Raw genomic sequence first — 17,701 nt, forward strand, 5'->3', positions numbered from 1 at the left:
GGTCACGGTGCGCCCGGCTCGTGGTCAGCGCGAGAAGATTGGTCGATGCCACGCAGGCGGCCGATTTCACTGGCGGCGGTGGCGCGCTGCGCTTTGTCACGCGCCATTTCTTCGGCCAGCGCCTCGCTTTCCAGACGACGCAGCTCCAGTTCACGCTTGAGCAGTTCGATGTGGGTGCCCACCTGGGCCTCGGCCAGAGACAGTTCACGTTCCTTTTTTAGCAAGCTTGCATGCGACAACGCCGACTCGCGCCGGACGGCTTCTTCTTTTTCCCAGCGCAGCGTACCCATCAAGACTTCACCGCCAGCGATATAGACGTCCGACAGCGTCACGCCGTCATTGGACAGGATCAGTTCGCGTGCCTGGCGCGAATGGGCAGTGCCGCGCGCCTTGACAATCGACAGCAGCCGGTTGCGTTCGCCCATCTGGACCTTGAATGACAGGTGAATCCAGGTGTCGGCGATGGTGGACACTTTCATTTCCGTGCTTTCGGGACTGTCGCTGTTATTCACCAGGCTCGTGCTGAGCATGGTGATGCCTTCGGTCTTGGTGAACCCAATCAGGCGCAACGGCACATCCATCATGATGCCGAACGCCTGCGACCTGAGCACGGCGGACAGCGGATCGATCACCAGGCAGCGCGGCTGGTACTGGCGAATCAGGGCCTTGATATACAGCAGATGCTGTTCGCCATTGAGCGCACCAGTCTGAACGGAATGAAAGCGCAGATTGCCGTCTGCGACTGCAGAGGCCAGATCGAGGCCGATGGACGACATGTTGCGGATGATCTCGCTGCTGCTCTCGTCGAAGCTGACGTACAGGCAGCGCTCGGCGCGCTGGACGCAGGCATGGGCGAAGGCCGCAGCCAGCGTCGATTTGGCGGTGCCGGGCGAGCCAGTCACCAGGATGGTACTGCCGCGCAGATAGCCACCGCCAAGCATCGTGTCGAGCCGCTCCACGCCCGTAGAGACGCGCTCGGAGAAAGCGGGAAAACGCATCTCGTGCGACATAGGCATGGCCACTTCGATGCCGTCCGCGCCGATGATCAGCGGGAATTCCCCTTCGTAGATCGGCGAGCCGCGGTATTTGGCCACGCGCAGATCGCGATGGGCGAGGCCACCGATGACGTGCTGGCTCAGATGCACGACGCAATCGGCCATGTACTCGAGGAAGTCGTTTCCGGTCCCGTTCGTCTGGTTGGCAGTACGCGCCCGGGTAGTGACGATGCCGGTGATGCCGTTGACGGCCAGCCAGTCCTGAATGCGGTAGAGCTCTTGCCGCTCCGTGAACGGGTCGTCGAGCAACGACAGCAGCACGTCGATCGAGTCGAACACGATGCGTGTGGCATGGTTCTCGGCAAACCGGGCGCGGATGCCGGACAAGAGAGCGCTGACATCGAAACGCCCGGTCTGCACGACATCGGGCGACATGCCGGCATCCATGAATGTGAGTTTGTCCTGGCCAGCAAGATCCCAGCCGAACGAAGCGGCGTTGGCAATGACGCTTTGCGAATTTTCTTCGAATGCGACGAAAATGCCGCGTTCGCCGTACAGGAGCGCGCCATTGATCAGTGTCTGCAAGGCGAACACGGTCTTGCCACTACCGGGCCCGCCAATAAGGGTGCATGTGCGCCCATGCGGCAGGCCGCCCCCGGTAATCGCGTCAAACCCCTCGATGCCGGTGGGGGATTTTTTCACAGTCGCAACGTCAGCGTCAGGCATGAGGATGCTCCGAGGCGGCGCCTGGAGCACGCCGATTGGTTGATAGGACAGCAAGGACGAATAGGGAGTTCCAGATGTGGCGCGAAAGGACGCGGCGCCTTGACATGGGCCGAACAATAGAGCGACAGCTTGCCTGGCGGCGCGCAACCGCAACGGTAAGCCCATCAATGCCGCCACAGGCTTGAACAGCGCCCTGCCGTGGATGCGGTGGATTGCGCGCGTCAGGCGCGCCGCAGCGCTATCGGCGCACGAGCGCCGGGGCCTGACGCAGGCGGTTACTCGGGCTGCTCGACCTCATACCCCTTCGCCGCCAGCGCCGCGATCACGCCTTTCGGATCAAAAATATCGTCCATCGACAACAGTGCAAAGGTCGATGCATTGGCAGCAAGTGCTTTCTCGGCCGATGCGATCCACTTCGCATGCGAGCGCACCTTCACGTTCTTCCATTCAGGCTCCGTATCGAGCGCGGCGCTGTTCATCAGCGCGCCGAAACACGCCTCCTCGCGTTCGGCGTAGTTCAGCTTGCGCATCTCATCCACGTCACCCTTGGCCCAGGCGTTGGCGCGCGCTGTTGCGCCGTCGATATCCTGCTTCAGCGTGGCCATCGTCGTCCTCAGGCAGGCAGCGTCAGCGAGGTTCGACTTCTTGAAGTTCTTGATCAACGCGCGCGCATTGTCCGTTGGCAGTTCAACCTCCGTCGACGTCTGTTTCAGCTCGCTCTTCTTGATCAGTGCAAGCACCTGCTTGCGCACAGCGTAGCCGTTCACCAGCCCCGCCCCCTTGCGCGCTGCTTCCGTCAACGCCTGCGCGGCAAAGATCGGCCGCTCGCGTTCGACGTCGCTGTTATCAAGCAGGTAGGTTGCCTTGAGCGTGCTCCACTGCGCGTAGTCTTCCGGCGGCAGAACATCACGCAGCTGCGCGCCATCCGGATTCTTGCGCATGCCGATCAGACTTGGCAGCAGCGTGACCATTTTGAAAAAGCCCGGCTTGGCTGTGGCGCCGGGCGGCGCCAGGTATTCCTGCGAATTCCTGATGACGTTTTCCACCTGCTGCGAACGCCACGTCATGTTCTTCGGCAGCGGCGCATAGGTGCCGAACACCCACAGCACATGATCGCCCTTCTTTACCTTCCACATGCCCGGGCCAGGGCGCTGGGCGACGACGTGAATCTGTTCCGGCGCAGGTTCGACCGCGTCCGTGGTGACAACAACGGCAGGCGGGGCATCGGCCCCGTCAAGCGACTGTGCCCATCCAGGGGCAGCCAGTAACGACAAGCACAGTGCGGGAACGACGAGTGGGCGCATGAAGAGATCCTGTTGTGAAAGTAGCCAGCGTGCGCCGATTATGAGGCGGCCATCGTGGCGATCACAAGGACTTTCGAATGCATACGCAAGGCGCAGTGTGCGGATAAGTAGGCCTGGGACGGGTGCCCGCCCGCCTCCGCACGCGTCACGATATCGCGACGTGGATCAGTTCTCGCCAGACCGCTCAAGCAGCGACTGCGCCACCCGCAAGCCCTCGACCATCACGGCAAACGCTTCGTGCTTGGTTGCTTCGTCCGGCACACGCAGCACGTACGACGGGTGATAGATCGTCACCACCCACGCGTCGCCATGGCGCACCGGTTGGCCGAGACTGTCCCTGAGCGTCACGTTCCCCTTTTGCAGCACCGATTTCAGCGCAGTCGCGCCCATCGCCACGATCACTTTCGGCTTGCGGGTGGCGATTTCCTTTTCGAGCCAGTAGTGGCAGGCTTCGATCTCTTTCTGCGCCGGCGTCTTGTGCAGGCGCCGCTTGCCGCGCGGCTCCCACTTGAAATGCTTGACGGCGTTGGTGATGTAGACGCCCTGGCGGTCTACCTCCGCCTGCGCAAACACGCGATCGAGCAACTGGCCGGCCGGGCCGATGAACGGCTGGCCGGACAAGTCCTCCTGGTCGCCCGGCTGCTCGCCGACGAGCATGATCTGCGCGTGGTCCGGGCCGATGCCGCCGACGGCTTGCGTCGCGTGCTGCCACAGTTCGCAGCGGCGGCATTCGTCGAGCTTCGATGGCTGTTCGCGGTCAGGCTGGGCCTTCTCGGCCGCGATCGGGATCGTCGTGCCGCGGCGCTGGCCTACCTCGGCGACCTGGCCGATGCGGCGCGCGCCCAGGCCGGCCTGGCTGACCATCGACGGCACCAGAGCCCCCTCGGGCAGGTTCTTCCAGAAGCGCGACGGTACATGGCTTTGCATGACCTTCGTGTTCAGGCGCGCGGGGTTGAAGATGCTGCGGTAGTAGGTCAGCCACAGCGCCTCGCCGTCGTCTTCGAGGTCGGCGGGGCCGGACATCAACGGCCCGGCGTCGTGCAGCGTGGCGCCGTCCCACAGCACGCTGGCCTCGGGCGTGGCGATCATCCAGGTCATCTTGCCCATGCGGGCGACGAAATGCTCGGCCACCTGCGGCAGCACGTCGTGCGCGGGTTCGAACCAGGCCACGAACTGCGGCGGCCCGGCCTCGATCGGCCGTTCGCGAAAGCGGATATAGGCGAACATGTCGTGCACCTCGCGCCGCACGGCCTTGACCATCGACGCCAGCCGCGCGCCATCGGGATCGGCGGGCGACTGCACGTCGTGCTCGCCCTGCTGCCAGCGCCAGACCACACGGTACAGAAAGGCCCAGCGGTCGTGGTCGCGGTAGCAGGCGGCCGTTTGCAGCATCTCCATCAGGGAGCGCGGCACCTGCGGCCTAGGCGTGGCTTGTGCCACCCGTTCGACAGGCGGGGCGGCGAGAAGGTCGCCAGTCGGCTGTACCGTCTCCAGGGCCGATGCCGGCGCTGCCGGCGCACTCGAGAACAGATCGGCGCCCGGCTCGCCCCACGTCACCGTCTCGGGCGGCACGCCTGCGCGCAGCAGGGCGCGGGCCGTGGCGCGCCACTCGACGAACGAAGCCACCAGCAGCGGTTGGCCCGCGCGGACCTCGGCGACGGCTTCGCTGGCGACGACGGCTGCGCTGGCCGCGGGGGTCATGCTGCCTGCAGCTCCGGCCACAGGTTCATCTGCTGCGGCGCGTCGGCCATGTGCTTGCGCAGCAGGTCGGAGCTGGTCGCGCCTTGCGCCGGCTTGTAGTCGGCGGTGACGACGAACGGCGCCAGTTTTTTCAGGCTGCAGCGCAGCCGCGATAAATCTTCCCAGCGGATGCGGCGAATGCGGCGCAGGTCGGCGATGCGCTTGGCGTTGCGCAGGCCGATGCCGGGAATGCGCGCGATGAGCGTCGCATCGACGCGGTTCAGGTCCATTGGAAACTGGTCGCGGTTCGAGAGCGCCCAGGCCAGCTTGGGATCGATGTCCAGCGCCAGGTTGCCCGTCTGCGGCATGATCTCGCCAGCCGTGAAGCCGTAACTGCGCAGCAGGAAATCGGCCTGGTACAGGCGGTGCTCGCGCAGCAGCGGCGGTGGCGCGAGCGGCACGCTCTTGGGGCTTTGCGGAATCGGGCTGAAGGCGGAGTAGTACACGCGCTTGAGTTTATAGCTGCCGTACAGCGTCTCCGCGGTGTTGAGGATCGTGTGGTCGTCGCTGGCGTCGGCCCCGACGATCATCTGCGTGCTCTGGCCGGCCGGCGCGAAGGCGGGCGACCTTGGCTCTTCGGCTTTTTCATCGAGCTTGCGCCGGATGGAGCCCATCGCCAGCTTGATCGTGTGCACGCTCTTTTCGGGCGCTAGCTTGGTCACGCTGTCGTGCGTCGGCAGCTCGATATTGACCGACAGGCGATCGGCCCAGCGCCCCGCTTCGGTAATCAGGAGCGGATCGGCATCGGGAATCGTCTTGAGGTGGATGTAGCCGCGGAAGTTGTGCACCTCGCGCAGGGTGCGCGCCACGGCCACCAGTTGCTCCATCGTGTAGTCGGCCGACTGGATGATGCCGGAACTGAGGAACAGGCCGTCGATGTAGTTGCGCAGGTAAAAATCCTGCGTCAGCTTGACCACTTCGTCGACCGCAAAGCGCGCGCGAGGGACGTTCGACGTGCGCCGGTTGATGCAATACTGGCAGTCGTAGATGCAGAAGTTGGTGAGCAGGATCTTGAGCAGCGAGACGCAGCGGCCATCGGGCGTGTAGCTGTGGCAGATGCCCATGCCGGTGGTGGCGCCCAGGCCGTCCTTGCCCTCGGAGCCGCGCTTGGGCGCACCGCTGCTGGCGCAGGATGCGTCGTACTTGGCCGCGTCGGCCAGGATTTCGAGCTTGTCGTTGAGTTCCATCGGACGCCCGTGGCTGTATGGGCATACAGTATAGCGTGGCGTGTCATGACAGAGGGTGCGGCAGCGCACCCGTGCGCGGGTGGCGCCGGGTCAAAGACGGGACGCTAGTTAAGCGTGCAGCAAGCCTTCGGCAAGCGCCAGCTGCTGCGCATCCATCCGGCGCGCGGTGCGGGCCAGGTAGTCGCGTGCCGGCCGGATCCCGGCGCCGCCCGCCCGATGCAGCCACGCATACGCTTCGACCAGATCGCGCGGCGCGCCCTGCCCCGCCGCATACATCACGCCCAGGTTGAACTGGGCCCGCGCATGGCCCTGGCGCGCCGCGCACAGGTACCAGAAATGGGCTGCTTCGTAATCCTTGTCCGCGCCCTTGGCGCAGTCGTAGCGCAGCCCCAGCTCGAACTGCGCCAGCGCGTGCTTCTGGTCGGCCGCCTTGTGCAGCCAGTCGGTGGCTTCCGCCGGGTCGCCCAGATCGAGCCGGTCGAGCAGCGTGGCCACCATGTACTGCGCCGCCGCGTAACCCTGCGCTGCAGCGCGCCGGTACCACCCGAGTGCCTGCACGCTGTCCTGCGCCGCGCCGATGCCGTTTTCGTGACGCAGGCCCAGGTCGAACTGCGCGCGCAGGTAGCCCTGCTCGGCCGCCTTGCGGTACCAGGCGGTGGCCTCCACCGCATCGCGCTCGACGCCGTTGCCGGTGTCGAGGAGCTGCCCAAGGTGGTACTGCGCCACCGGCAAGCCCTGCTCGGCCGCACGGCGGTACCAGATGGCCGCCTGCGCCGCATCCTGCACCACGCCCTGGCCGTGCTCATGGCGCATGCCCAGGCTGTCCTGCGCGCCCGCATGGCCCTGCTGCGCGGCGCGCCGGTACCAGATGGCGGCCAGCGCATCGTCCTGCGGCACGCCGTGGCCCGTGTCGTACATCAGCGCCAGATTGAACTGCGAGCTGGCATGGCCCTGGATGCCCGCGCGGCCGTACCACAGCATCGCCTGTTCGCCGTCCGCTTCCACGTCCTGGCCCTTGTCGTAGCGCAGGCCCAGATTGAACTGGGCCGGCGCGTAGCCCTGCAGCGCGGCCTTGCGCAACCACTCGAGCGCCTGCACCGGATCGCGCGCCACGCCCTGGCCGCTGTCGTAGCGCAGGCCGAGGCTGTACTGCGAACGGGCGTAGCCCTGGCTGGCTGCGCGCCGGTACCAGTCCAGGGCCGCATCCTGGTCCTGGGCCACGCCCTTGCCGGTGTCGTACATCATCCCGAGATTGTGCTGGGCGCCCGGTTCGCCCTGTTCTGCGGCGAGGCGGAACCAGTGCAGCGCGCGGCCCACGTCCTGCGCCACGCCCTGCCCCTTGGCGTACAGCCAGCCCAGGTTGTACTGGGCCAGCGCGTAGCCCTGGCTGGCGGCGCGCTCGTACCAGTGGGCGGCCAGCATGAAGTCCTGCGTCACGCCCTGGCCCTTCTGCAGCATCACGCCGAGGTTGTACTGGGCCTGCGCCAGGTTGGCCGTGGCCGCAAGCCGGTACCAGCGCACTGCCAGTTCATCGCTTTGCGCCACGCCCTGGCCGTTCACGTACATGAAGCCCAGGCTGTGCTGGGCCTCGGCGACGCCACGCTCGGCCAGTCCTTTCACACGCAGGAATTCGGCGCTGTGCAACGACGTGTCGGGCATGCCCACTCAGGCCAGCACGGCGCGCAGGTTCGATCCGGGCCGGGTGCGCAGCGCCACCATGAAGTCGCCCAGCGAAATCGGGCGGTAGAACAGGTAGCCCTGCATCGTCATGCAGCCGTTGGCACGCAGGTAGCGCGCCTGTTCCTCGGTCTCGACGCCTTCGGCGATCAGGTTCAGGCCCAGGCCGCGCGCGATCGAGATGATCGCCAGGATCACCGGATAGTGGCCGTCTTCCTCATGGATCTCCTTGACGAACGACTGGTCGATCTTGATCGTGTGGATCGGGAAGCGGTGCAGGTACGACAGCGACGAGTAGCCGGTGCCGAAGTCGTCGATCGCGATCGACACGCCCAGCTCGCACAGTTTGTTGAGCTGCTCGATCGCATACTGCGGGTTGCGGATGCAGATGTTCTCGGTGATCTCGACTTCGATCTGCTGTGGCGAGATCGCGTAGCGCGCCAGGGCGCCGCGCATCTTCTCGAAAAAGTCGCCGCGGTCGAGGTATTGCGGCGACAGGTTCAGCGAGAGCCGGATGTCGCTGCCGCCGACGGCGTTCCAGCGCAGCATGTCACGGCACAGCGCGCCGATCATCCAGTCCGAGATCGGCAGCATCAGGCCGTTTTCTTCGGCGAACGGCAGGAATTCGCCGGCCGACAAGCGTCCGCGCGTTGGATGGTTCCAGCGCATCAGCGCCTCGGCGCCCGTGATATTGCCGGTCATGGCGTCGATCTGCGGCTGGTAGAACATCTCCAGCTCGTCGTGCTCGAGCGCGCGGCGCAGTGCCTGCTCCAGCGCGATCTTCTGGTGCGACACTTCGAGCATCGAGTCGTGATAGAAGCTGTGGCCGTTCTTGCCCAGCGCCTTCACCTGGTACATCGCGATGTCGGCGTGGCGCAGCAGTTCGTCGATTGATTCGCCGTCTTTCGGATAGATCGCGATGCCGATCGAGGCCGAGATGTGCACTTCGTGGCCATCGAGGTCGAACGGCAGCTGCAGGCAGGTGAGGAATTTGTCCGCGACCATGCGCGCGTCGTCGTGGCTGACCAGTTCGGGCAGCACGATGGTGAATTCGTCGCCGCCCTGGCGCGCCAGCGTATCGCCCTTGCGCAGGCATTCCTTCAGCCGGCTGGCCGCCTGCTGCAGCAGTTCGTCGCCCTTGACGTGGCCGAGCGTGTCGTTCACGAGCTTGAAGCGATCGAGGTCGATGAACATCACCGCGAGTTCGGTCTGCTTGCGCTTGGCCTGGATCACGGCCAGCCCCAGGCGGTCCTTGAACAGGATGCGGTTCGGCAGGTCGGTCAGGATGTCGTGGTAGGCCTGGTAGGCGATGACTTCCTCGGCGCGCTTCCTGTCCGTGATGTCGCGCGCCACGCCGTAGGTGCCGAAGAACTCGAGCTTTTTCACTTCCTGGTCCGGCACGTGCATGCCGATCGCGTTCAGCGAAATCGTCATTAGCGTCGTGTTGAACGTGCGGTCGTTGCTGGTGTTGCCATTCCCGCCCCGGCACTTCAGGCGCAGTTCGACGTTGCGCGACGCGCGTTCGTCGATGCGGCGTTCGTTGAACACGTAGCGCGCGCGTTCCAGGTCTTCTTCGTGCACGACGATCGAGTAATGCTTGCCGATCAGCTCTTCGCGCGTGTAGCCGAGCAGCTGGTAGGCCCGGTCGTTGACGAACGTGAAGCGGCCTTCGTGATTGAGCGTATAGATGATGTCCGGCGACGAGTCGACCAGGTAGCGGTACATCTTCTCGGAGTTCTCGAGCTGGTTCGCGATGCGCGCGTTTTCCAGCGCCAGGCGCCGGCGCCCCAGTGCGTTGCTGACGGTCGAGAGCAGCTCTTCGCGGCTGTACGGCTTGCGCAGGTAGCTGTAGGCGCCGCGCTTGAGCGCGCCGATCGCGGCATCGATGCCCACCTCGCCGCTCATCACGATCACGTCGGCGTCGATTCCCTTGTCGTTGATGAAGTCCATGATCTCGTGGCCGCCGATATCGGGCAGGCGCAGGTCGAGCAGGACCAGGTCGAAGCGCTGGCGCGACAGCTGCGCCAGCGCCTCCGTGCCGGATGCCGCGGTCGTGAGGCGGTAGCCGCGCCCCTGCAGCAATTCGTGCAGTGACGCCAGCAGGCGGGGTTCATCGTCGACCAGCAGCAGGCGTGGCTGGCTATCGGCTTCGAGTGTCGGGGAAAATGGGGAAGGTTCACCAGGGAGCATGGTGGCAGGGTGCGCGTGCATGGTGAGGGGTCAGGCGGAACCGAGCGCGCGCGCCGGCAGCGCGAGCGCCTTGCCAGCGCCGCTGTACGCCGGCAGGAGTATTTCAAACGAGGTACCGGAACTGGCGCTGCGGCAGGCGATATGGCCGCCCATCTTCTTGACCAGGCCATGGACGATCGACAGGCCCAGGCCGCGCTTGCCGCCATCGAGCGCGCCTTCCTTGCTGCTTTTTACAGGCATGAACAGGTTGGCCAGCACGTCGCGCGACAGGCCCGGGCCATTGTCGTTCACGCCCAGTTCGACGTACAGGTGGCGCTCACGGTTGACGTGGCCGCGGTTGACGACCTCGATCCGGCCGCTGTTCTTGTGCTGTGGCCCGAATGCTTCGACCGCATTCTTGATCAGGTTCACCAGGATCTGCTTGAGGACATCGGGGTCGCCCTCGATCGCGCTGTCGCCATCCATGTGCGCCACGATCTGCACGCCGCCCGGCACGAAGCCGCTGGTGCGGAACAGGCGCAGCACATCGTCGACGACGCGGGCGGCATCCACAGGCCGCGGACCGGCATCCGGCACCTGCGGTTCGGCCAGCGAGCCGATCAACTGGCCCACGCGGTCGATCTCTTCGTTCAGGATCGACAGCTCGCCGCCCACCGGTTCCTGGCGCGCCAGCTTGCCATCCAGGATGCTCAGGTAATTCTTGATGATCGCCAGCGGGTTGTTCACTTCGTGCACCACGCGGCGCGACGCGTCGCGGAATTCTTCGGCCACGTTGGCCAGCTGGCGGCGTGCGTGACCGCGTTCGAGCAGCAGGTTCTCGAGAGCGCCGGCGGCCTGCGCGCCGAAAGCCTGCATGAACCGCTCGCGGCGCTGGCAATGCGGCAGCTGCCAGGCCGGCACGCCGCCAATCAGCACGCCCAGGCAGCGCGCGCCGGCCACCAGCGGCACCACCACCAGGCTGTCCGTGCCAAGGATGCGCAGCAGCTGCTCTTCGGCCAGGCCAAGCTGCTGGCGGTTGCCCCCCACGAACGCGGGCCGGCGCTCCAGCGCGCTGCGCGCCACGGGGCCGCCCTTGGCCAGCGACACCGAGAAATCGGCGATGCGCGCCACGCCCGGCGCCGGGGCGCCCGACAACAGGTGGCCGGTGGGGTTCTCGAGCAGCACGACGGCGCTTTCGAAATCGAACAGGATGCGGGCGGTGCGCGTCATCGCGTCGAGCAGGCCCGACTCGCCCTGCTGGCGCGCCAGGGTCTGGCCGACCTCGGACACCAGCACCATATTGCGCACTTCTTCGTTCAGGCGCTTTTGCACCGGGTCGACCGGCGGCGGCGGCGCATAGGCCGATGGCTGCGGGATGTCGTCGGCGCCCGCCAGATCGATGCCCAGATGCGCGGCGGCCTGCTCGACCTGGCGCGCGGCGCCGTCGATCAGGTGCGCCGTGCGCACGGCGTCGATCCCGCACAGCGCGCAGGCGTCCAGCACCGTCGTCTCGTCGTGCGCGTGGCAGGTCAGCACATGCGCCAGGCGCACGATGCGGATCAGGAGATGACTGCCTTCCAGGCGGTCGCCCGGCTCGTGGTGATACAGCACTGCATCGGCCAGGAACGAATCGAGCTGCCAGCGTTCGATCAGCCAGGCGCCTGCTTCGGCGTGGGTGATCTGGAGCGTGCGCTGCTCGACCGCGCACAGGTCTTCGTCATCGAGCGCGGTGAAGTTGAATGCGTATTCCTTGGGCGCGGCGGCCAGCAGCGCCAGGCGGCCGACATTGTGCAGCAGGCCAGCCAGATAGGCTTCTTCGGGATGCACGTAGTCGAGCATGCGCGCCGCATCGCGCGCAATCACTGCGGCCGTCAGGGAGTTTTTCCAGAACGCGCGCAAGTCGATGCTGCCGGCATGCGGGAAGCTGTTGAAGGTCTGGAATACCGAATCGCTGATCACGAGCGTCTTGATCATGTCGGTACCCAGTGCCACCAGCGACTGTTCGAGGTTGGCGCTGCGCGTACTGCGGTGGTACGCCGAGCTGTTGGCGACCGCCAGCAGTTTGGCCGTCATGCCGGCATCCTTCGCAATCAGCGCGGCGAGTTCCGGCATGCCGAGATCGTCGGCCTGCAGGTGCTCGATCAGCTTGACCAGGATCTGCGGCATGGCCGGCAGCCGGGCGATCAGCAAGCGATTGCGAATATCCTGATCGGATAGGAGCGTATTATCAAGCACGGCGCCACTTGTCGAAGGGTTCTATTAGGTGGCGATCGCGCCCGAACAGGCATGCCACGTCGCCCTGCACTTCAGTGCATGGAACAGGCGAGAGGTCTGCCAACTGCTCCAGATGATAAAAACGTATCGTAACATATATACATTTCTGATCAGGAACAATAGTTACGGGAATACTCGTTGCAACGGGCTTCCTCAGGGAGTAAACACAGCCACACTCCAGAACTTGTTGTAACGATACGACTGTTTCCCTAATTCATGCTCATTCAATGCAAGGTCAGGGTGTCAGTTCGCCCCGGGCGCGCAGCTTGCGGCGATGGCGCCGCGCGGTATCCCAGCATGCCAGCGACAACAGCACGAAGAATGCCTGGCCGAGCGCCAGTGCCAGCACCGAATGCGACAGCGCCGGCGCGACGGCGCCGGCCACGACCGCGCCCAGCAGCGTCAGAATGAACGACTGGCACGACGCCACCGTGCCGCGGATGCGCGGGAACAGGTCGAGCGCCAGCAGCGTCGCCCCAGGCGCGATCAGCGAACTGCCAAAGGTGAAGAAGAACATCGGCGCCACGGTCCACGGCAGGGCCGGCGGAAGGAACGCGTGGTAGACCACGTTGAAGGTCACGGCCCCCAGCATGAAGAAAAAGCCCATGCGGATCTGGCGCGCGAAGTCCATCTTGCCGGCCAGCCGGTTGGCAACGAGCGAACCGAAGAAAATGCCGCTCACGGTCGGCACGAACAGCCACGCGAATTCGGACGGGCCCAGGCCCAGGCTTTCGGGCAGCATGACGGGCGCCGCGGCGATGTACAGGAACAGGCCGGCGAAGTTCAGCGCCGTCACGCCGGCCATCGTCAGGAACAGGAACGAGCTGAAGATGGCGCCGTAGCTCTGCGCCAGAAAACGGGGATTGAACGGCTGGCGCTCGGTCGGCGGCACCGTCTCGGGCAGGTGCTTCCAGCAGAACCAGAACAGCAGCACGGTGTAGACCGACAGCGCCAGGAAGATCGCGCGCCAGTCGAGCAGCGTGACGATCCAGCCGCCCACCACCGGCGCGATGGCCGGGGCGATCGAGAAGATCATCGTGACCATCGACAGCAGACGCGCCGCCGCGGTATCCGAATACAAATCGCGGATGATCGCGCGCCCCACCACCACGCCGGCCCCGGCCGACACACCCTGAAGGATGCGAAACACCCACAGGTATTCCACCGACGACGCCGAGGCGCAGCCGAAGCTGCCGATCGCGAACACCACCAGCGCCACCAGGATCACGTTGCGGCGCCCGAACGCATCGGACAGCGCACCATGCCACAGCACCATGACGGCAAAGGCCAGCATGTAGGCGGTGAGGGTTTGCTGGACCTGCAGCGGCGTGGCGGCAAGCTGGGCCTGGATCTGCGGGAACGCCGGCAGGTAGGCGTCGATCGAGAATGGCCCCAGCATCGACAGCGCTGCCAGCAGCGTTGCCAGTCCGCCCGCCGAGAGCATCGCGATCTTGTGGGGCGGCGGCGCCGGCACGGGGGTGACGGGGTCCTTGGGCAGATCGGATGGTTCTGGCAGCATGGGGCGGTTCCGGGTCAGTCCTGCTTTGGTTTGGCTTCCTCGCGGCGGTTGAAGCCCGCCACCATGTCGAAACGGAACAGGCGGCATTCGAGCGCGCCATTGAAGAACGGGGTTTTGCGCGACTCTTTCAGGCGCAGCATTTTCGGCAGGCCCAGGTCGGCCGTGAACAGATAGGCGGTCCAGCCGGCAAAGCGCTGCTTGAGCGTCGTGGAGAACGCGGCGTAGAAGCCGGCCGCCATGTCGTCCTGCGGCACGGTGCTGTCGCCGCGCACGCCGATCCGCTCGCCGTACGGCGGGTTGGTCAAGAGAATGCCCGGCTCGCTCGTCGGCGCCGACACGTGCTGCGCTTCGATCTGCTTGAGCGGCACGTCGAACAGGATGCCGGCGATCTTCAGGTTATGGCGCGTCATTTCGACCATGTCGCCCGAGATGTCGGAGCCGAAGATGGTTGGCTCCTGCGGCAGCACGTTCGGCTTGACCGCCGCTTTCATCGCGGCCCAGGCCTGACGGTCGTGGTCGGCGAATTTTTCGAAGGCGAAGCTGCGGCGCGCGCCGGACGGAATCCCTTGCAGCATCTGGGCCGCTTCGACCAGGATGGTGCCAGAGCCGCACATCGGGTCGAACAGCGGCACGCCCGGCTTCCAGCCCGACACGCGCAGCAGACCCGCGGCGAGGTTCTCGCGCAGCGGCGCGTCGCCCGTCTCTTCACGCCAGCCGCGCTTGAACAGCGCTTCGCCCGAGGTGTCGAGGTAGACGATGAAGTTGCGGGCGTCCAGAAAACCGACGATGCGCATGTCCGGTTCGCGCGTGTTGACCGACGGGCGCTTGTCGTACTGGTCGCGGAAGCGGTCGCAGATCGCGTCCTTGATCTTGAGCGTCGTGAATTCAAGGCTGCGCAGCGGCGACTTGACGGCTGTGACGTCGACGCGGATCGTGTGATCGGGGCCGAACCAGTCTTCCCAGGTCTGCTCGAGCACCAGGTCGTAGATGTCGTTTTCGGTGGTATAGCTGCGCTGGGCCATGCGCATCAGCACACGCGAGGCGATGCGCGAATGCAGGTTGAGCAGCCAGGCATCCTGCATTGTGCCCGAGCAGTGCACGCCGCCGGGCACCTGGTTGTGCACTTTCAGCGTGGTGCTTTGTGCGGCGATCTCGCCGATTTCTTCGGCCAGCGCCGCTTCCATGCCGCGTGGGCATGGGCAAAAATAGGAAGCCATGAGGGGTACCCTTTGTCCGTTGATGAAACGATGAAAAATTAAACGCGCCACCAGCCCGGGCCGATGACGCAGCAATACAAAAAATGCAGGTTTAGAACGGCTTGACGGTCACCAGGATGACAATCGCCAGCATCAGCACGACGGGCACTTCATTGAACCAGCGATACCATTTGTGGCTGCGCGTATTGACGCCGCGCTCGAATTTCTTGAGGATGCCGCCGCACATGTGATGGTAGCCGATGGTCAGGAACACGAGCAGCAGTTTCGCGTGCAGCCAGCCGCCCTGGATGCCGTAGCCCAGCCACAGCCACGCGCCCAGCAGCACCGCTGGCACCGACAGGATCATCGAGAAGCGGTACAGCCGGCGTGCCATGCCCAGCAGGCGGTCACGCGCTGCGGGGTTGGTTTCCTCGGCCAGGTTGACGAACAGGCGCGGCAGGTAGAACAGGCCGGCGAACCAGGACGCAATGAAGACGATGTGCAGTGCTTTGATCCAGAGGTACATGCTTTCCTTGTGGTAAACGTTGAATTCAGTTGCGGACTTCGCCGTGCCCGAACACGACATACTTGAGCGACGTAAGGCCTTCCAGGCCCACCGGGCCGCGTGCGTGCAGCTTGTCGTTCGAGATGCCGATCTCGGCGCCCAGGCCGTATTCGAAGCCATCGGCAAAGCGCGTCGACGCATTGATCATCACCGACGCCGAGTCGACTTCGCGCAAGAAGCGCATCGCGCCGCTGTGGTCTTCGGTGACGATCGATTCGGTGTGCTTCGACGAGTACGCGTCGATGTGGTCCATCGCCTCGTCGATGCCGGCCACCACCTTCACGGCCAGGATCGGCGCCAGGTATTCGGTCGACCAGTCTTCTTCCGTTGCCGCGACCAGATGCGGATAACCGGCCAGGATCGCGAACGCTTCCGGATCGGCGCGCAGCTCAACCGACTTGGTCGCATACAGTTCGGCCAGGCGCGGCAGCACGGTCGGGGCGATGCCGCGCGCAACCAGCAGCGTTTCCATCGTGTTGCAGGTGCCGTAGCGGTGGCACTTGGCGTTGAACGCGATGGCCAGCGCCTTGTCGATGTCGGCCTTGTCGTCGATGTAGACGTGGCAAATGCCATCGAGGTGCTTGATCATCGGGACCGTGGCTTCGGCCATCAGGCGCGCAATCAGGCCCTTGCCGCCGCGCGGGACGATGACGTCCACGTACTGCGGCATCGTGATCAGCGCACCGACGGCGGCGCGGTCGACCGTGTCGACCACCTGCACTGCCGCCTGCGGCAGGCCGGCGCCAGCCAGGCCTTCGGCGACCAGTTTGGCCAGCGCGCGGTTGCAGTGGATCGCTTCCGAGCCGCCGCGCAGGATCGCCGCATTGCCGCTCTTGATGCACAGGCCCGCCGCATCGACCGTCACGTTCGGGCGCGCTTCGTAGATGATGCCGATCACGCCCAGCGGCACGCGCATCTGGCCGACCTGGATGCCGCTCGGGCGCACTTTCATGTTCGAGATTTCGCCGACCGGATCGGGCAAGGTGGCGATCTGGCGCAGGCCGGCGACCATCGTCGAAATCGCCGCGTCGGACAATGCCAGGCGGTCCATCAGTGCCGGGGCCAGACCTGCCGCCTGGGCGGCCTCGAGGTCACGGGCATTGGCGGCGCGCAGCAGGTCGGCGTCGCGCTCGATCGCATCGGCAATCAGGTGCAGGGCGCGGTTGCGGGTGGCGGTGTCGGCGCGTGCCATGGCGCGCGCGGCGGCGCGGGCTTGCTGGCCCAGCGTGTGCATGTGTGCGGTAATGTCCATCGAGTTTCCCATTGCATTAACCTGGCTCGCGCAAGGCGGCGATGTTCATCGGCGTCGAGCCAAGGCTCTACTGCGAGAGCCTTACCGCGCCACCCGCAACGCCAGCTGCAACATCGCATCCCACGCGTCGCCCGCGAATTTTTTGGCGCGCAAGCCCTTGACCATACGGTCGACCTGCGCCGCTTCTTGCAGCGCCGCTTCGAGTGTCGCGAGCGACACGCGGCGCAGCGCCGGCTCCATCATCCGCTCGCGCGGCCCCCAGATCCGGTATTCCTTGAGCAGGGCATTCAGTGGCCTGCCCTGACTCATCCCGCTCTTCAATTTTAGCAGCGTGCGGATTTCTTCGGCCACCGCCCACAAGACCAGCGGCAGCGCCTCACCTTCGCCCTTCAGGCCTTCGAGCATGCGCACCAGGCGCGCCGTGTCGCCCGTGAGCATGGCCTCGGACAGCTTGAACACGTCGTAGCGCGCCACGTTCAGCACGGCGTCGTGCACCTGCTCGAACGTGAGTTTGCCCGGCTCGTGGAGCAGGCCGAGCTTTTGAATCTCCTGGTGCGCCGCCAGCAGATTGCCTTCGACACGGTCGGCGATGAAGTCCAGGCTCTGGCGCTCGGCGCTCTGGCCCTGCGCTGCCAACCGGTTGCCAATCCAGGCCGGGAGTTGCGCGCGCTCGATGTTCGGAATGTCGATGTAGACCGCGGCCTGCTGCAGCGCCGTCACCCACGATGCCTTGGCCGTCTGCCAGTCGAGCTTGGGCAGCGTGATCAGCGTCAGGTTGTCGGGGCTGAGGTCTTTCGCATAGGCCTGCAGCGCGGCGCTGCCATCCTTGCCCGGTTTGCCGGTCGGGATGCGCAGCTCGATCAGCTTCTTGTCGCCGAACAGCGACAGCGCCTGGTTGGCCGCCAGCAGCTCACCCCACTTGAAGGTGCGCTCCACGCTCAGCACATCGCGCTCGGTATAGCCTTGCGCGCGCGCCGCCTTGCGGATGCGGTCGGCCGCTTCCAGCGCCAGCAGATGCTCGTCGCTGGCGATCACGTACAGCTGCGCCAGGTTCTTGGCCAAGTGGCCGTCGAGCGCTTCGAGCCGCAGTTGCATCG

General features: G+C 65.4%; 12 protein-coding genes. All 12 read right to left on the bottom strand.

Annotation, left to right across the window (positions count from 1 at the left end):
• Positions 1–2: 2 nt before the first annotated feature.
• The 12 genes from kaiC to holA all read right to left on the bottom strand — a co-directional run bounded on the left by kaiC (position 3) and on the right by holA (position 17,699).
• On the bottom strand, positions 3–1,721 hold the full coding sequence (gene kaiC, locus AC1MGT_RS09375; RefSeq protein WP_499503957.1) for a circadian clock protein KaiC: 1,719 nt from the start codon (positions 1,719–1,721) through the stop codon (positions 3–5).
• 275 nt (positions 1,722–1,996) lie between these two features.
• Positions 1,997–3,025, bottom strand: a complete 1,029-nt coding sequence (locus AC1MGT_RS09380) for a TraB/GumN family protein (protein ID WP_499503958.1) — start codon at positions 3,023–3,025, stop codon at positions 1,997–1,999.
• Positions 3,026–3,190: 165 nt separating this feature from the next.
• Entirely contained in the window at positions 3,191–4,726 is a 1,536-nt protein-coding gene (locus tag AC1MGT_RS09385) for a UdgX family uracil-DNA binding protein (protein WP_499503959.1), read from the bottom strand.
• The gene (locus AC1MGT_RS09390; protein ID WP_332533217.1) at positions 4,723–5,952 is read right to left on the bottom strand and encodes a putative DNA modification/repair radical SAM protein; all 1,230 of its coding nucleotides are present in this window, start codon (positions 5,950–5,952) and stop codon (positions 4,723–4,725) included. The genes AC1MGT_RS09385 and AC1MGT_RS09390 overlap by 4 nt, the downstream gene beginning before the upstream one ends.
• A gap of 108 nt (positions 5,953–6,060) precedes the next feature.
• Entirely contained in the window at positions 6,061–7,611 is a 1,551-nt protein-coding gene (locus AC1MGT_RS09395; protein WP_499503960.1) for an SEL1-like repeat protein, read from the bottom strand.
• A gap of 6 nt (positions 7,612–7,617) precedes the next feature.
• Positions 7,618–9,840 (bottom strand): putative bifunctional diguanylate cyclase/phosphodiesterase, encoded by a 2,223-nt coding sequence (locus tag AC1MGT_RS09400; protein WP_499503961.1) that lies wholly within the window; start codon positions 9,838–9,840, stop codon positions 7,618–7,620.
• 9 nt (positions 9,841–9,849) lie between these two features.
• Positions 9,850–11,964: an HDOD domain-containing protein gene (locus tag AC1MGT_RS09405; protein WP_499504273.1), complete on the bottom strand. Its 2,115-nt coding sequence runs from the start codon at positions 11,962–11,964 to the stop codon at positions 9,850–9,852.
• Positions 11,965–12,307: 343 nt separating this feature from the next.
• Positions 12,308–13,591: a multidrug effflux MFS transporter gene (locus AC1MGT_RS09410; protein WP_499503962.1), complete on the bottom strand. Its 1,284-nt coding sequence runs from the start codon at positions 13,589–13,591 to the stop codon at positions 12,308–12,310.
• 14 nt (positions 13,592–13,605) lie between these two features.
• Positions 13,606–14,808 (bottom strand): THUMP domain-containing class I SAM-dependent RNA methyltransferase, encoded by a 1,203-nt coding sequence (locus AC1MGT_RS09415; protein ID WP_499503963.1) that lies wholly within the window; start codon positions 14,806–14,808, stop codon positions 13,606–13,608.
• A gap of 91 nt (positions 14,809–14,899) precedes the next feature.
• Positions 14,900–15,313, bottom strand: coding sequence for a CopD family protein (locus tag AC1MGT_RS09420; RefSeq protein WP_499455843.1), 414 nt, complete (start codon positions 15,311–15,313; stop codon positions 14,900–14,902).
• A gap of 25 nt (positions 15,314–15,338) precedes the next feature.
• Complete coding sequence (locus AC1MGT_RS09425) at positions 15,339–16,604, bottom strand: glutamate-5-semialdehyde dehydrogenase (RefSeq protein ID WP_499503964.1); 1,266 nt, start codon at positions 16,602–16,604, stop codon at positions 15,339–15,341.
• An 81-nt stretch (positions 16,605–16,685) separates the two neighbouring features.
• Positions 16,686–17,699 (bottom strand): DNA polymerase III subunit delta, encoded by a 1,014-nt coding sequence (holA, locus tag AC1MGT_RS09430; protein ID WP_499503965.1) that lies wholly within the window; start codon positions 17,697–17,699, stop codon positions 16,686–16,688.
• Between the last annotated feature and the right edge of the window lie 2 nt (positions 17,700–17,701).

It is taken from the genome of Telluria sp. BA11, from assembly GCF_056680305.1.